Annotated in this window: 11 protein-coding genes and 1 CRISPR repeat array; of the genes, 6 read left to right on the forward strand and 5 right to left on the reverse strand. The window is 52.8% G+C overall.

Translation table 11 applies throughout. The annotated features are described in order from the left end of the window. Positions 1 to 51 precede the first annotated feature (51 nt). The 3 genes from M0644_RS06405 (at position 52) to M0644_RS06415 (ending at position 6,903) form a co-directional block, all read left to right on the forward strand. Entirely contained in the window at positions 52 to 2,736 is a 2,685-nt protein-coding gene (locus tag M0644_RS06405; RefSeq protein ID WP_286627091.1) for a pitrilysin family protein, read from the forward strand. A 4-nt stretch (positions 2,737 to 2,740) separates the two neighbouring features. Next, complete coding sequence (locus M0644_RS06410; protein ID WP_149821714.1) at positions 2,741 to 3,463, forward strand: cytochrome c biogenesis protein CcdA; 723 nt, start codon at positions 2,741 to 2,743, stop codon at positions 3,461 to 3,463. 295 nt (positions 3,464 to 3,758) lie between these two features. Then, a CRISPR array of direct repeats spans positions 3,759 to 6,311; the repeat unit is 35 nt; unit sequence GTGCTGGGATTCTTTCCCAGCCGAACAAATGGAAA. A gap of 94 nt (positions 6,312 to 6,405) precedes the next feature. Next, positions 6,406 to 6,903 (forward strand): hypothetical protein, encoded by a 498-nt coding sequence (locus M0644_RS06415; protein ID WP_286627092.1) that lies wholly within the window; start codon positions 6,406 to 6,408, stop codon positions 6,901 to 6,903. 193 nt (positions 6,904 to 7,096) lie between these two features. Here M0644_RS06415 and M0644_RS06420 read toward each other — a convergent pair whose 3' ends face one another. Beyond that, positions 7,097 to 8,317, reverse strand: a complete 1,221-nt coding sequence (locus M0644_RS06420; protein ID WP_190278271.1) for a F420-0:Gamma-glutamyl ligase — start codon at positions 8,315 to 8,317, stop codon at positions 7,097 to 7,099. Positions 8,318 to 8,392: 75 nt separating this feature from the next. On the opposite strand from M0644_RS06420, the gene M0644_RS06425 reads away from it, so the two are divergent. Both M0644_RS06425 and trpB read left to right on the forward strand, forming a co-directional pair. After that, positions 8,393 to 9,169, forward strand: a complete 777-nt coding sequence (locus M0644_RS06425; protein WP_286627093.1) for a DUF1350 family protein — start codon at positions 8,393 to 8,395, stop codon at positions 9,167 to 9,169. Between the two features lie 48 nt (positions 9,170 to 9,217). Next, positions 9,218 to 10,459, forward strand: a complete 1,242-nt coding sequence (trpB, locus tag M0644_RS06430; protein ID WP_286627095.1) for a tryptophan synthase subunit beta — start codon at positions 9,218 to 9,220, stop codon at positions 10,457 to 10,459. A 1-nt stretch (position 10,460) separates the two neighbouring features. On the opposite strand, the gene asnS is transcribed toward trpB, so the two are convergent. The 3 genes from asnS to M0644_RS06445 form a co-directional block, all read right to left on the reverse strand. Continuing rightward, entirely contained in the window at positions 10,461 to 11,849 is a 1,389-nt protein-coding gene (gene asnS / locus M0644_RS06435; RefSeq protein ID WP_286627096.1) for an asparagine--tRNA ligase, read from the reverse strand. Between the two features lie 11 nt (positions 11,850 to 11,860). Continuing rightward, the gene (locus M0644_RS06440; RefSeq protein ID WP_286627098.1) at positions 11,861 to 14,257 is read right to left on the reverse strand and encodes an endonuclease MutS2; all 2,397 of its coding nucleotides are present in this window, start codon (positions 14,255 to 14,257) and stop codon (positions 11,861 to 11,863) included. Between the two features lie 68 nt (positions 14,258 to 14,325). Continuing rightward, complete coding sequence (locus M0644_RS06445) at positions 14,326 to 15,285, reverse strand: FHA domain-containing protein (protein ID WP_149819215.1); 960 nt, start codon at positions 15,283 to 15,285, stop codon at positions 14,326 to 14,328. Between the two features lie 195 nt (positions 15,286 to 15,480). On the opposite strand from M0644_RS06445, the gene M0644_RS06450 reads away from it, so the two are divergent. Next, positions 15,481 to 15,957, forward strand: a complete 477-nt coding sequence (locus M0644_RS06450; RefSeq protein WP_149819216.1) for a Dps family protein — start codon at positions 15,481 to 15,483, stop codon at positions 15,955 to 15,957. Here M0644_RS06450 and M0644_RS06455 read toward each other — a convergent pair. Then, a complete protein-coding gene (locus M0644_RS06455) occupies positions 15,954 to 16,328 on the reverse strand; it encodes a hypothetical protein (RefSeq protein WP_149819218.1) in 375 nt (124 codons plus the stop codon). The genes M0644_RS06450 and M0644_RS06455 overlap by 4 nt on opposite strands. Positions 16,329 to 16,348 lie beyond the last annotated feature (20 nt).

Consider the following 16,348-nt stretch of genomic DNA (forward strand, 5'->3'; position numbering starts at 1 on the left):
ACCCTAGGGCTAGTTCCACGATTCGTTAAAATCTTATTATTTATTGGCTTGATGCTCTTGAGTACCAGTTTGGCGGTGATTTTTCCCCTGCACACGGTAGAAGGACTCGGTAGTGGTGTAACCAAAACCGTTTTAGACAATGGCCTCACGGTGCTGATCAAAGAGATTCCCACAGCACCCGTTGTGAGTTTACAGGTGTGGTATCGCGTTGGTTCTCGCCATGAACCCAAGGGAGAAAATGGGATTGCCCACCAACTGGAGCATTTGATGTTTAAGGGCACCAAGAGCCGTCCCGTCCAGTTTGGTCAGTTGTTTTATGCCCTTGGCAGTGCTTCCAATGCCTTTACCAGCTACGACATGACCGCCTACCACCATACGGTGCGCGCTGACCAACTAGAACCACTGCTGATCCTTGAAGCCGATCGCCTGCGCAATATCCTGATGACCCCCGAGGCCCTTGAGAGTGAAAAACGGGTGGTGATCTCGGAGCTGCAAGGCTATGAAAATAGTCCTGAATATCGCCTCAGTCGAGCCGTGATGGCCGCCCTCTATCCCCACCATCCCTACGGCTTGCCAGTGGGGGGAACGGCCAGTGATGTGGAGCAGTTTACGCTGCCAGCGGTGAAGAGTTTTTATCACCAGTACTATCGCCCCGATAATGCCGTTGTGGTGATTGCTGGCGATGTTCGTCCCCCAAGGGCACTGGAACTGGTCAAGAAAACCTTTGGGCAGATTCCTCGGCCAACCGACCCTCTAAAGTCTCCTTCATTACCGCCGCCAACGGCAGGTCAAGCCCAGCGAATTCGCCTCACAGAACCGGGGAGTGCGCCGCTATTACAGATTTTGGTACCCATTCCAGCGATGACCCATCCAGATCAGGCGGCCTTGGATGTGCTGGATATGCTCCTCAGTGGCGGACGCAGTTCGTACTTGTATCAGGAATTGATGGAAACGGGTCAAGCCAGTTCGGCCTACTCCTATGTGGCCGCGTTACAGGCGGGGGGCTGGTTTGAAATTGGCGCGATCGCGGCCCCGGAGCAATCCCTTGAGACGATTGAGCAGACCATTGGCCAGATTCTGAACCAACTGGCAGAGCATCCCTTGAGCGCCGCTGAACTGCAACGGGCTAAGCAACAGCTCAAGGCCAATTTTATCCTGCGCAATCGTGACATTGATGCCCAAGCCAGTCAATTGGCTAATGATGAAACCCTGACGGGAGATTATCGCTTTAGCGATCGCCACCTTGCGGCCATTGAAAAAGTCACGGCTGCGGATGTTCAACGAGTGGTGCAAACCTACTTTGGGCGCGATCGCTGGATTGTGGGGGAATTTATTCCCAGTGAATTTGCCGATGTTGAGCTTTCAGGTCGGCCGGGTGCCCAAACCACCGCCCATAATCTTGTCGGTGAGCCAGTGGATCCGCAAACCATTGCCGCCTATTTACCCCAAGGGAGTGGGCAGGCTGCCCCTGAGGTCAAAAATAATGGGGTGGAAACCTTTACCCTGAAAAATGGCCTGCGGGTGCTCTTACTCGTGGATCGCAGTACACCAACCATTACGCTGGCGGGGCGCATTGACGCAGGAACAGCCTACGATCTATTGACACAACCGGGGGTGGCCCACCTCACTGCTGCCAATCTCCTCAATGGCACGCGGCGCAAAAATGCCCTGACGCTGGCACAAACCCTTGAGGATCGTGGCATTAGCCTAGAATTCAGTGCCTTCCGCGATGGAGTGGATATTGAGGGCTATGCCTTGGCCAGTGAACTGCCCACGCTGTTGCAAACCCTTGGTGAAGTCCTTCAAGAAGCCACCTTCCCAGAACCGGAGTTTAAGCTCAGCCAACAACGCTATCTCACGGCTCTGAGCCTTGAGGCGGATGATCCTGTGCGCTGGGGGCGCCGCGTCCTGCAAGAAACCCTCTATCCCGCCAATCATCCCCTGCATCCCTTTGCCACTCCTGAATCTGTACAGGCGATTCAACGCCCAGACCTGTTGAACTTTTATCGGGCGGCCTATACCCCCGATCACACGATTTTGACCCTCGTGGGAGATTTTGACCCAGTGGAGGTGCGATCGCGCCTCAATGAAATTTTTGGCTCGTGGCAACCCCAAACGGATCCCCTGTCCCTAACCTTTCCTGCAGTTTCACCGCCCGAGCAAACCCTCTTTAAGAATGCGGTGATTGCCGGTAAGAGCCAAGCGATTACCTATCTGGGGGCGCCGGGGATCGATCGCCGCGATTCTCGCTTCTACGCAGCGATGCTGATGAATCACATCCTAGGGGGAGACACGCTGGCCAGTCGCTTGGGCACAGAGATTCGCGATCGCCAAGGCTTGACCTACGGCATCTATAGCTTCTTTAGTGCCAGTCGTCAGGCAGGGCCTTTTATCATCCAACTGCAAACGGCTCCCGAAGATACCGCCAAGGCCATTCAGGCCACGCTGCAACTCCTGCGGGAGGCGCGCCGCCAAGGATTCACTGCTGCCGAACTCGATGCGGCCAAGCGCAGCCTCAGCAATACCTACATTGTGGAATTAGCCAATGTCGATGTGGTGGCACGGACGCTGTTGGGAAATGCCAGTGTGGGCTTACCGCCGGCGGAATTACAACAGTTTAGCGATCGCTTGCAAGCGGTGACTCTAGAGCAAGTGAATCAAGCTCTACGCGATCTCCTTGATCCAGAGCGATTGGTGATTGTGACGGCGGGTCCCCCTGTTGCCTTTAACCTTTGATGCCATGGCCAGCTTAACGCTCCAACTCTATCAACTAGAACAGTGGGCAAACCAATGGGTGAGTGGTCAACTGAGCAGTCTCAGCGTCATGAGTGTGGGGATTATCTTTTTGGCGGGACTGCTCACAAGTCTGACTCCCTGCACCCTTTCGATGCTGCCAATTACTGTCGGGTACATCGCCGGCTACGCCACAAAGCAAAATAGCTCCGTCTTGCGCCAGTCTCTTTGGTTTGCCCTTGGCCTCGCAACCACCTTAACCCTGTTGGGGATGATTGCTGCTGTTGCTGGTCGCATCTACGGTCAGGTGGGCTGGGGGTTAACGATCGTGGTGAGCTTGGTGGCGATCGCCATGGGCTTAAACTTGCTCAATGCCTTGCCCCTGAGCTTTCCCCGCAGTCGCTTCCTAGAGGAACTGCCGGATCGGGTTCCTGCGGGATTGCAAGCCTATACCCTAGGGGCAACATTTGGCCTTGTGGCAGCACCCTGTAGTACGCCGGTCTTGGCAACGCTGCTGGCATGGGTGGCCACAACCCAAAAGCTAGTGGTGGGGGCTGGCCTGCTGTTGGCGTATACAACAGGGTATGTCGCGCCGCTGATTTTAGTCGGAGTATTTAGCGGTGCCTTGCAAAAGCTCTTGGCACTGCGGCAGTGGTCGAGTTGGATTACCCCTGTGAGCGGTGTGCTCCTCATTGCTTTTGGCGTCATTGCTTTAGCCATTCGTCTTTAGTGCTCAAGTCAAAGGGGCAGTGGTTAGCCGATGGCGGCAGCCATGCAAGCACCTCTGGACAAAAATATCCTCTCAGCTTGGCAATTTTCTCAAACCCAGTCTCCACAACGCTTTGAGCAATTTCTAACAGATTTGGAGGTGCTTGAATTTTCCCGAAATTCAGTTCCAGAGTGACTTTCACATCCTGTGACCCTGCGGATCTAAAAAATTTACAAAAACAAAAAAATGATCCTCTCTAGGTGCTTGAAAATGACCTGTGCTATAGTAGTCGTAGAGCACCTTCTAGGAAGGCGCAGTGCTGGGATTCTTTCCCAGCCGAACAAATGGAAAGTATTAGTATTATAAAAGAAAGTTATGGTTATTATAAGTGCTGGGATTCTTTCCCAGCCGAACAAATGGAAAGTTAATCTTGACAAGCTCGTTTTTAAGAGGGATTCTTTGTGCTGGGATTCTTTCCCAGCCGAACAAATGGAAAGTATTCAAATAGCTAATAGCCTCAGGCGTAACTTGAGTGCTGGGATTCTTTCCCAGCCGAACAAATGGAAAGTCTGGCAAATAGTACAGTTGGTTCCACTGCAAATCTAGTGCTGGGATTCTTTCCCAGCCGAACAAATGGAAAGGTTTTCGCTGAGCTTGATATAGTAAATGTCCATAATGTGCTGGGATTCTTTCCCAGCCGAACAAATGGAAAGGTGCGTGAAACGGTGGCCAAAAATAACCCCCTATTGGCGGGTGCTGGGATTCTTTCCCAGCCGAACAAATGGAAAGTAACCGCTGCAAAGTTGCTTGATCAGCGTATTCCAAGTGCTGGGATTCTTTCCCAGCCGAACAAATGGAAAGCCAAAGTGAAAATCTTATCCTGCTGCTCAAGAGCAGTGCTGGGATTCTTTCCCAGCCGAACAAATGGAAAGAGCATTAGCTGCCTTAGATGGCGATAATTCTTTAGGTGCTGGGATTCTTTCCCAGCCGAACAAATGGAAAATCGCCTTTTGGGCGAATTTCGGTTGTGCGTACGCTGAATGCGTGCTGGGATTCTTTCCCAGCCGAACAAATGGAAAATTCAAACGTTAGCTGCTTGAATTTGTCTGGCAAATAGTGTGCTGGGATTCTTTCCCAGCCGAACAAATGGAAAATACCCTTCCAATTCAAAAGGTTTTGAAACCCATGGTGCTGGGATTCTTTCCCAGCCGAACAAATGGAAACGTGAGGGTTGTATTCTTTCATCTAAAGTGAGAAGTGCTGGGATTCTTTCCCAGCCGAACAAATGGAAACGCTCGAAGTCCAGAGCTTGTTGAGGCTCTTAAAGAGTGCTGGGATTCTTTCCCAGCCGAACAAATGGAAACTTGTGCTCTTTTTGGTATACGTATTTGGCACCGCAGGTGCTGGGATTCTTTCCCAGCCGAACAAATGGAAACTTAGATAACAAGTATAAAATATTCGCCTTTTTTGCTAGTGCTGGGATTCTTTCCCAGCCGAACAAATGGAAACGGGTGAACTTCAATAGGTTGAGGTTCTTTTAAGTAAGGTGCTGGGATTCTTTCCCAGCCGAACAAATGGAAACCATGAGTTGGATTACAATACAACATTACATCCCCTTTGTGCTGGGATTCTTTCCCAGCCGAACAAATGGAAACAAGCTTTTTGCCCGTAGGCGGGTTGCAAACTTGTTGTGCTGGGATTCTTTCCCAGCCGAACAAATGGAAACTTTTTTGTTATGGTTTTCTAAAAAATCTATTACCGTGCTGGGATTCTTTCCCAGCCGAACAAATGGAAACCTCAGGACGTGAGTGTAGAAAATTAATCTACACTCTTGTGCTGGGATTCTTTCCCAGCCGAACAAATGGAAAGGTTAAATTTAGAATTCCAATGGGAATACCTTCCTCGTGCTGGGATTCTTTCCCAGCCGAACAAATGGAAACGCTCGAAGTCCAGAGCTTGTTGAGGCTCTTAAAGAGTGCTGGGATTCTTTCCCAGCCGAACAAATGGAAACTTGTGCTCTTTTTGGTATACGTATTTGGCACCGCAGGTGCTGGGATTCTTTCCCAGCCGAACAAATGGAAACTTAGATAACAAGTATAAAATATTCGCCTTTTTTGCTAGTGCTGGGATTCTTTCCCAGCCGAACAAATGGAAACGGGTGAACTTCAATAGGTTGAGGTTCTTTTAAGTAAGGTGCTGGGATTCTTTCCCAGCCGAACAAATGGAAACCATGAGTTGGATTACAATACAACATTACATCCCCTTTGTGCTGGGATTCTTTCCCAGCCGAACAAATGGAAACAAGCTTTTTGCCCGTAGGCGGGTTGCAAACTTGTTGTGCTGGGATTCTTTCCCAGCCGAACAAATGGAAACTTTTTTGTTATGGTTTTCTAAAAAATCTATTACCGTGCTGGGATTCTTTCCCAGCCGAACAAATGGAAACCTCAGGACGTGAGTGTAGAAAATTAATCTACACTCTTGTGCTGGGATTCTTTCCCAGCCGAACAAATGGAAAGGTTAAATTTAGAATTCCAATGGGAATACCTTCCTCGTGCTGGGATTCTTTCCCAGCCGAACAAATGGAAAGCGAAACTCCCGGTATTGGGGAACCACCTCGAGAACAGTGCTGGGATTCTTTCCCAGCCGAACAAATGGAAAGGTCGATCGCTACAAGAATCTGCAACACGAGGTTGGCGTGCTGGGATTCTTTCCCAGCCGAACAAATGGAAACCGCTTCAGGGGCAACCGCTTCAGGGGCAGCAGGTGCTGGGATTCTTTCCCAGCCGAACAAATGGAAACGCCTAGTTAGTTAATTAATTAATTAAAACTAGTTAGTGCTGGGATTCTTTCCCAGCCGAACAAATAGAAATCGAGTTTATTTTTTTGGAGAAACATTATGGGAATATTCTCAGAAGTCCTTCAACGGGCTACTGCATCACCACCTATTACTTTTGGAGTTGGATATGGATGATTTATTTGCCAGAGAAGTCCTTCAACGGGCTACTGCATCACCACCTATTACCCTGAAAACGCTTGCCACAGAAGTTGTTGTCCCACTCTACAGTCGCTACAGTGGAGCAAATTTGGCATCCTATTCTAGGCTTGACGAGCGTTTTGTTCAAAAAATGACTTTTATTCCTTTAGGGTTCTTTCTACCAAGCTCTTCCAAAATTCTTTACGCGATTTTGAAAGACGGCAAGTTGCCGTCTGACTGGGCACCGTCCATTCAATTCAGCCGGGACGGAACCTTGATTGACAAAACAGGCTGGAGTGATATTGCCAATATGACCTCATCGGCATTTCGGAAGCTTCCTAGGGGATTACAAGGAAAGATCATCAGTTTATTGCAACTCCAAGCTGACAAGCACGTACTCCTAAATTATTCGGAGTCATGGCAGTCTTTGCTGTGGCTTCCAGCAGAGTATCAACGCTTAGACGTTGTGGATACTGCTGCAGATTAAGGTGCTGGGGTTCTTTCCCAGCCAAACAAATGGAAACACGGATGCAGTTTAACGTCATGCTCAGGACAAGAGTGCTGGGATTCTTTCCCAGCCGAACAAATGGAAACATCAAAGAGTTGAGACTGGGGCAGTTGTTTCAAGTGTGCTGGGATTCTTTCCCAGCCGAACTAATGGAAACGGTTGGCCATAAGAGCTAATGCATCTTGTCTAGGAAACCCTCAGTCGAGCTCGGAGAAACACCGCAAGGCCGGATTAAGACAATGGGTGTTTGCTCATCGGCATTACCGGCGGGGTTTTTCTTCAGAGCAGTCGTGAGGAAGTGAGGGGAGACTCCTTGGCTAGCGGCAAGCACCTTGACTGCCCCTAGGTCGTTAACATCCACAATGGCGATGCCCAAACCCGTTTTTGCTGCCAGATCCTCCACGACGGCTTGGGGGTTAACAGGTCCCATAACAATAAATTGATCGTAGGGGGGCAGAGTACCTGTCACATCGTCAATGAGGCGAGCTTGTTCGCCGGCCAATTGATAAAATCCGCCCTTGTGACCAAAGACTTTGGCGATCGCCCCCCCCAAAAAGGCCAACAGCACCCGTAGCGCTCCCACTTCCTCGACCAAGGCTTGCATGCCACAGGCCGTTGCCAAACTGGAAGTCGGCAAGAAGAACTGGCACACCCGCGTTGCTACCCAGCCGGGGCGCAGTTGGGCAGGATCTTTGAGGCGGCCTTGAATAATGGCAATGGGGGTTTCACCAATTGCGACAATATCACCTGCTTGGGCATGGGGCATGACGTAGCGATTGAGTACCTCTAGGGGAATATCCAACGGCGTCAGTAAATGGGTGCGAATGGGGAGTACCTGACATCCCTCCGCCTGTCGCCACACACCTGTATTTCCCGTGGCCGGAAACTTGAGGGGGATAAATTCATGATGGGTTTTCAGGAAGCGACCATGGGGGCCATAGGCAATGTAGTGAATCTTGACCCAAGCAGCCTTGACCTCGCTCACGCCAATTCCCTGCAAATCCACACAAATCTCGACATTCGTTTGCTTGGTGGACTTGACGATATAGGCAAACCAATAGCCATCGGCACGGGGGGGAAACTCTGGCTCCGGGTGGCGGGGGATGACCTGCACATCCGTCTGAATCATATCGACACGGCCATCGGACAATAGCACCACCTCTGCCCGTAAGTCTGGCACCATCACCTCAAGGCCACGGTGGGGGTTGCTCAGTCCCAATAGCCCGACAAAACGGTAGTGGGTTGGCTCATAGATTTCCAGATTCCAAGTGGCACGGATCACTTCAAGGGGATGGGCTGGCCGCTGGCGATACCGCCCTTCCAAACCGATCGCCACCAAAAGGGCTAGGAATCCTAGGGCGGCTGCCCCTATGCCGATAACTGTTGCAATCATCACGTGTCCTGTACCACTGCATTTCCCGTATTCGCTAGATTACAGTCAGTTAGGCATTTTTGGAGTGACTGGATTTTGGAGTGGCAAGAGGTTCGCGGCAGTTGGCTGTGTCTTCCCCAGCGTCCCTTGGGGTGGATTCACTTTCTGGGGGGAGCTTTTGTGGCAGCGGCACCGCAATTGACCTATCGGCGCTTGTTGGAGCACCTAGCGGAGGCGGGCTATGGCATTATTGCCACGCCCTTTGTGAACACCTTTGATCATGGGGCGATCGCCCTCGATGTGCTGAATAAACTCGACTATGCCCTTGATTGGTTGATCTATCGCCGCGGCTACCCAGCGGCATTGCCCATCTATGGTTTGGGACACAGTATGGGCTGCAAGCTCCACCTGCTGATCAATAGCCTCTACGATGGCGATCGCGCTGGGAATATATTCATGGCCTTCAACAACTACCCCGCCAGTCAATCCATTCCTTGGATAGAAAACCTTGCCCCCGTGGGTGTCGAATTCAGTCCCAGCCCGACAGAAACCGAAAAACTGATTCAAGAGCGCTATCCTGTGCGCCGTAATCTCTTGATCCGTTTCCAAGAGGACGATATTGACCAAACAGCCCGCCTGCGCAGTCTCCTCAGAGCCAAATTTGGCGATATGGTCACTGCCTTGAAGCTACCGGGGAATCACCTCACCCCCCTCAGCCAAGGACTCAAGTGGCAAGTCGGCGCAGAATTTTCTCCCCTAGATGCCGTCGGCCAGTGGATCAAGCAAAGTCTCTTTCCGGAAATGCAGATTCTGGAGGAGTGTCTGTTGGAGTGGCTCAATCCCCTAGGCACTGCCCGCCGTTCCCGCCCCTAGCGTGGCACAATCACATAAGGAACCCTTGATGAAAAAAGGACTTTGCCCGTGACTGTTGCCCCCTCTGCTGCCCTCAGTGCCGCTGCTCGCCCCGATCCCCGTGGTCGCTTTGGTCGCTTTGGTGGCAAGTATGTTCCCGAAACGCTGATGCCCGCCCTCAGTGAATTGGAGGCGGCCTTTGCCCACTATCGCCAAGACCCTGAATTCCAAGCAGAATTTCAGCAACTGCTGCGGGACTACGTTGGTCGTCCCAGTCCCCTCTACTTTGCCGAACGCCTCAGTGCCCACTATGCCCATGATCAAGCCCAACCCCAGATCTATCTAAAACGGGAAGACCTCAACCATACGGGTGCCCACAAAATCAACAACGCCCTCGGGCAAGTCCTGCTTGCCAAACGCATGGGCAAACAGCGCATTATTGCGGAAACAGGTGCCGGTCAGCATGGAGTAGCTACAGCAACAGTGTGTGCCCGCTTTGGCCTCCAATGTGTGATTTACATGGGGGTACAGGATATGGAGCGGCAGCGGTTAAATGTGCTGCGGATGCGCCTATTGGGAGCAGAAGTGACCCCCGTCAGTGCAGGCACAGGCACCCTAAAAGATGCCACCTCCGAAGCGATTCGCGATTGGGTAACCAATGTTGAAACCACCCATTACATCTTGGGTTCAGTGGCGGGGCCCCATCCCTACCCGATGCTAGTGCGGGAATTCCATGCCGTCATTGGGGCAGAAACGCGGCGGCAGTGCCTTGAGAAATGGAGTGGGCTGCCCGATATTCTGCTCGCCTGTGTTGGCGGCGGCTCCAATGCCATGGGACTCTTCCATGAATTTGTCGAGGAACCCCAAGTGCGCTTAATTGGTGTTGAAGCTGCGGGTCAAGGGGTGGACACGGGTCACCATGCTGCCACCCTGACCAAAGGGGAAGTGGGGGTACTCCACGGTGCCATGAGCTATCTCTTGCAGGATGCCGATGGTCAGGTGGTTGAGGCCCACTCCATCAGTGCCGGTTTAGACTATCCGGGCGTCGGGCCAGAGCACAGCTACCTCAAGGACATTGGCCGTGCCGAATACTACAGTGTCACCGATGCTGAGGCCGTGGCTGCCTGTGTGCGTCTTACCCAGTTGGAAGGCATTCTCCCTGCCCTCGAAACCGCCCATGCCTTGGCCTATCTGGAAACGCTATGCCCGCAATTAACGGGGCAGCCGCGCATTGTCATTAACTGTTCAGGACGCGGCGACAAGGACGTGGAAACGATTGGCCGCTATTTTGAGGCACAGCCAACCCCCTAAGCTAAAATTCAGCATTCCCCGGTGTACGAGGAAAGGGAATAACATCACGGATATTGTCCATCCCCGTCATAAACTGCACCAACCGTTCAAAGCCCAGCCCAAAGCCGGCATGGGGAACACTGCCATAACGGCGCAAATCCAAGTACCACCAGTAGGGGGCAGGGTCTAGCCCACGGCGGACAATCTGCTCCTGTAACACCTCAAAGCGTTCTTCCCGCTGGGAGCCACCAATGATCTCACCAATTTTCGGGGCAAGGACATCCATGGCAGCCACCGTTTTGCCATCATCATTGAGGCGCATATAGAAGGCTTTAATATTGGCGGGATAGTCATAGACAATCACCGGGCGCTGGCAGTATTCCTCAGCAAGGTAGCGCTCATGCTCCGATTGCAGGTCTAGTCCCCAAGCCACGGGAAATTCAAAGGCGCGACCACTCTTTTCTAGGACTTGAATGGCTTCACTGTAACTAAGGCGGGCAAAGGGTTGGGTTGCCATCTGCTCGGCGGTGGCCATGACGCTATTATCAATCCGCTCCTGAAAGAAGGCCATATCCTCTGGGCAGTGGTCAAGGACATAGCGAAAGACAAACTGCAAAAAGGCCTCCGCCAGTTCCATATCTCCCATCAGGTCACAGAAGGCCATCTCTGGCTCCACCATCCAAAACTCGGCTAGATGCCGCGAGGTGTTAGAGTTTTCAGCGCGGAAGGTGGGGCCAAAGGTATAGACATTGGTAAATGCCGTGGCCATAATTTCTGCCTCCAGTTGGCCACTCACCGTCAGGTAGGCACGGCGGCCAAAAAAGTCCTGACTGAAGTCAATATTCCCCTCTGGGGTTTTGGGTGGCTGCGCTAAATCCAGGGTGGTGACGGTAAAGAGTTCCCCAGCCCCTTCACAGTCGCTGGCGGTAATGATCGGGGTGTGTACCCACAGGAATCCCCGCTCTTGGAAAAATTGGTGAATGGCAGTGGCACAGGCATTGCGCACTCGCATCACTGCGCCTAGGGTATTGGTTCGCGGCCGGAGATGACTAATGGTGCGTAGAAATTCAAAGCTGTGGCGTTTTTTTTGCAGGGGATAGGTTTCTGGATCGGCACTGCCCCAAAGGTGAATCTGCTGGGCATGGAGTTCAATGGTTTGGTTTTTGCCGGGAGAACGCACCAGTTCGCCACTGAATTCTGCGGCAGCCCCTGTGGTCAGGTCTTTAATGGCTGGCGTTGCTGCTGCCACAGTGTTGGGAATGACCACCTGCAATCCGGCTAGGGTTGAGCCATCGTTGACGTTGACAAACGTACATTCCTTGAGTTCGCGTTTGGTGCGCACCCAGCCCTTGACGGTGACGCGATCGCCCACTTGACCTTGATGAAGAATATCCTTAATCCGCTGCTGCATGGGTCTTGTTCCTATAACTGCACAATGGTTACTCCCCGTCCTCCCTCTTCAGGAGGCGCAAGGTGATAGCTTTGAACGCTGGGGTGCTGCTCTAAAAATTGATGCACAAACTGGCGGAGGGCACCACTGCCGTGGCCGTGGATAATCCAAACCGTTCCCTGCTGGCGGTTGAGAAATTCCTCTAGGAGAGGTTCCGCCTCATGGGTGCGCTTGCCCCGCAGATCGAGGGTACGGCTCTCTGTGCGAATGGCGGGTGCTGGGGTTGGGGTGCGAGAAGGGGGTGGGAGGGGAGCTTGAGCTGGGTCGGCCTTGGGTTTAGATGGTGTGCGTACTGGTTCGCCCTTGAGGGACTCTACGGCGTGGGGCGGCACAGTAAATTTCACGGAACCCACTTGGACGACAATATCCCCCTGCTGGCTGACACTGAGGACTTCGCCCACCTGTTGCCATTGGGGCAAACGCACGCGATCGCCGGGCTGCGGCATAAATTCGGCAGGCGGCGGCGGGGGGAGATAGGTTTTTTCAATCTGAGCTAGGGCCGTTTGGGCAGCTTGTACCTGTTCGGGACTGTTGGCGCGTTGCAGTTGAGCAATTACTTTGGCAATTTCCTGCTGAGCCTGATGGAGGGCGCTGCGTACCTGCTCCTCCTGTTGTTGGCGCAGTTGCTGCTGTCGTTGTCGCAGTTCTTGAGCCTTGGTGGCAATTTCTTGGTAGAGGGCTTCTGTATCCCGCAGCAGCGCCGCTGCCGCTGTGGTTTTGGCCTCTTGGGCTTGGCGTTGTGCCACCAGCCCCATAATCATTTCATTGATGCGGTTGCTGTCGCTACTGAGAAAGGCTTTGGCATCCTCAATAATGCTGGGATATAGCCCCAACCGCTGGGCGATCGCTAGGGCGTTAGACTGTCCCGGTATGCCCCACAGCAGCCGATAGGTCGGGGCAAGGGTGGTCTCATCAAACTCAACGGCGGCATTTTCAAAGCGGCTGTCCTGATACTTGAGGGCTTTGAGTTCGCCATAGTGGGTGGTGGCAAAGGTGAGACTGGCGTGCTCTGCCAGATAGCGCAACAGGGCGATCGCTAGGGCTGTGCCCTCACTGGGATCGGTGCCGGCCCCCACTTCATCGAGGAGCACCAACGTATTGCCCCCTGTCATCTCGAGCTCTGTGAGAATATCGCGGATATTGCAGATATGACTGGAAAAGGTGGACAGGTTTTGGGTCAGGGACTGCTCATCCCCAATGTCTGCCCAAATCCCTGTAAACCAGGGCAACTCTACGGGCGCTGCCGCTGGCACATACAACCCTGCTTTTGCCATCAGTGCTGCCAAGCCCAAGGCCTTCAAGGTTGCTGTTTTGCCGCCAGTGTTGGGGCCAGTGATTGTCACCACCTTGGTGGGGGGGTGCAATTCAATGTCAATGGGAACCACGGTCTGTCCTTGCTCATGGTGCTCCTGCCACACCAACAGGGGATGGCGCAAGGCCTTCAGGTGCAGTCGCGTGTCACTGACAAACTGGGGTGGGTTGCCTTGCAACCAGAGACTATAGTGGGCACGGGCCACCGCCATATCGAGGGTGGTCAGCACATCGAGCAGATACCACAAATCATCACTAATCGTGGCCAACTGATCCGAGAGGGCTTGGCAAATGGCGCGTTCGGCCTCAGCCTCCTGATGGGTAAGTTGTTGCAGGCGGTTTTGCAGGTCAATGGTTTCCCGTGGCTCAATGTAGAGCGTGGCACCACTGGCGGAGAGATCGTGGACAATCCCCGGCATCTGGTCTTTGTGGGTGGCTTTGACTGCCAACACATAGCGATCGCGCCGTTGGGTGACCACTGCCTCTTGAATAGCACTGGCTCGCTGCTGCAGAATCTGCTGCAGTTGCTGCTGGATCTGGGTACGGCACTGCCGTTGCTGCTGGCGAATCTCAGCCAATTCTGGACTGGCGCGATCGCTCACTTGCCCCTGATCGGTAATACAGCGGTAAATCTCCTGAGTCACCTCAGGATAGGTACGGACACCGGCCACTAGTTGTTGGAGTTCATTGAGTTGCGCGTGTTCCTCAATTTGACGCCGCTGTTGCCGCGCCGCACTCAACAGGTGGGCGATCGCCAGTAGCTCCATTCCCTGCAAACAGCCCCCATGATCCAACCGGCGAAGGGCAGGTTCAATATCCGTGACTTGGCTAAAATCTAAGCGCACTTGGTGCACCGTTTCTAGGGTAATCACCTCAGTGGTTTGAGCCAACAGCACTTGACTGGCTGCTTGGGTGCCCCCTAGAATCTCTCCCCCCTGCAGCTGGCGCATCCCCCGTTTGGTAGCAGCAAACGTTGCCAACTGATAACAGAGACGCGGCCACTCCAGCCGCCCTAGGGATTTGTCTAGTGCACTAACTTGTGATGTGAGAACAACCAATGTTCGCTATCTGCTGAAAACACTACTTTCACTGACTGTAGCACTGCTCACCAATCCGTGCAGCGGTTCTAGAGGACCATCCCCGACGACATCTCCGCATCCACGGCATCCTGCAGTTTCAGCAGGGTACTGGTGAGGGCTTCAGGATTGAAGTAGGTCCATTCGATGGCTTGGGCGATCGTTTGCAATCGCTCGGTAATACTCGTGAGATCTCCAAACAGATTTTCGCGCGGCAAGCCCGCAAAGAGTGCCATCGCGCCTTGGTTGACCGCCCACTTGCACTCCGATTCATGGACACGGGTGCGCAGGCCACTGAGGAGAATGACATTCATTTCTGGATAGCGCTGGCGATACTGGCGACAAAAATCGTAGGGATTGGTTTTTGGCATTCCCAAATCGAGGAGCAAGAGGCTGACTTTGCAGTTGAGGGACTCCACATGGGCAATAATTTTTTCTAACTCAAAGTGGGATGTTGCCCAAATCGTCGAAATCCCTTGGGAGTTCAATAATTCCCGCCACATTTCCCCTTGGGTACGCGAAGAGTGGGTCATCAAGACCGTGACTTGGCTATTACTCCCATGGGAATGATTGGTGTAGGGGTGAGGACTCGGCGCATCCCGTAGGTCAATGTACTCTAGTTCTGACTCACCAATGGAAATGCGATCGCCGTGTCTGAGGAGATGGGGCGCGTGGATACGGTTATTACCGATAAATGTCCCGTTCATGCTCTTGAGGTCAGTCAGCCGATAGCGATGATCCGCCTGCCGCTCAATACAAAGATGGTGCCGCGAACACCAGCGATCGGGTAGGACAATATCACAATCTTTACTTCGACCAATTTGCCAAACGGGTAACTGATCCAACACAATTGAACGTTGCATGTAAATGGAGTGCAATAACAACCGGGGTGTGGGTGCCGCTAGAATCAGCTCACTGGGACGCATGAACCCCCACTGCTGTTCACCAGAACGGCTGGGTGCTTGTAGGTGTGGAACGTAGGTATCGGGGCGATTGGCTGAGGCGTCCATAGCAGCAGCTAAAAAACACTCAAATCATCAAACTTATTTTTATGCTGCCTATCCTAGCGTTGATGAGCAGCAAGGGACTACCTCCATCTTAGATGTCAATAGAATGGCAGTAGCACCCTCTAGGTTGCTAAAACGTACTCGTTATGAGTATGATAAATAGACAGGACAGTTCGATAACTGTCAAAGGAGACCACTATGAGTGCAACAACAACGCTGAAAGAGCAAGTGCTGACCACGCTGAAACGGGAACAGGCCAATGCGGTTGTCCTGTATCTGAACTATAAAAAGTACCACTGGCTAACCTATGGCCCCTTGTTTCGGGAGTTGCACCTGCTGTTTGAAGAACAGGGAACAGAAGTCTTTGCCATGATTGATGAACTGGCTGAGCGTAGCTTGATGCTTGATGGCCAGCCAGTGGCAGACCCCGCAGACTATCTCAAAGTGGCAACGGTAACCCCCTCAAGCGGCCAACTCACGGTCAAGCAAATGATTGAGGAGGCGATCGCTAACCATGAGCTGATCATTACCGAGATGCACCAAGATGCAGAAGTGGCCACTGAGGCGGGCGACATTGGTACGGCTGACCTCTACACCCGTTTGGTGCAAACCCACCAAAAACATCGCTGGTTCCTCAAGGAGTTTTTAGCCAAAGGCGATGGCTTGGTCAGTTAGTTGCGAATCGGGCCGTTGTAGTCAATGGTGGTGCGTCCATCGGCAGCCACAGTAACGACAGTTTCGATACTGGGCAGGGATGCGGGCACGCCATTGCTGACTCGATGGCCCAAAATCCGAAACGTGTAGGAGCCGTCGGCATTGCGCACATAGGGAGCTTCACGGACAGGCCCATGCATGGACTGCTCGGCTCGATAGCGACTTAATCCGCCATTGGTTCGTTCTGCAGCTTGGCGGGCATAGTTGCGAGCGCGAACTAACTCGACAATGTTGACAGGCTCAGGATTAGTTGCTTGGGCAATCGCCAAGGGGGCGATCGCTCCCCCAAGGGAAAGACTCAGCATGAGGCTAGCAATCAGCGGCTGGGTCATCAGGCTTCTCCACTCAGCGG

The sequence above is a fragment of the Thermosynechococcus sp. B1 genome, assembly GCF_030322985.1.
In the GTDB taxonomy this organism is placed as follows: Bacteria; Cyanobacteriota; Cyanobacteriia; order Thermosynechococcales; family Thermosynechococcaceae; genus Thermosynechococcus.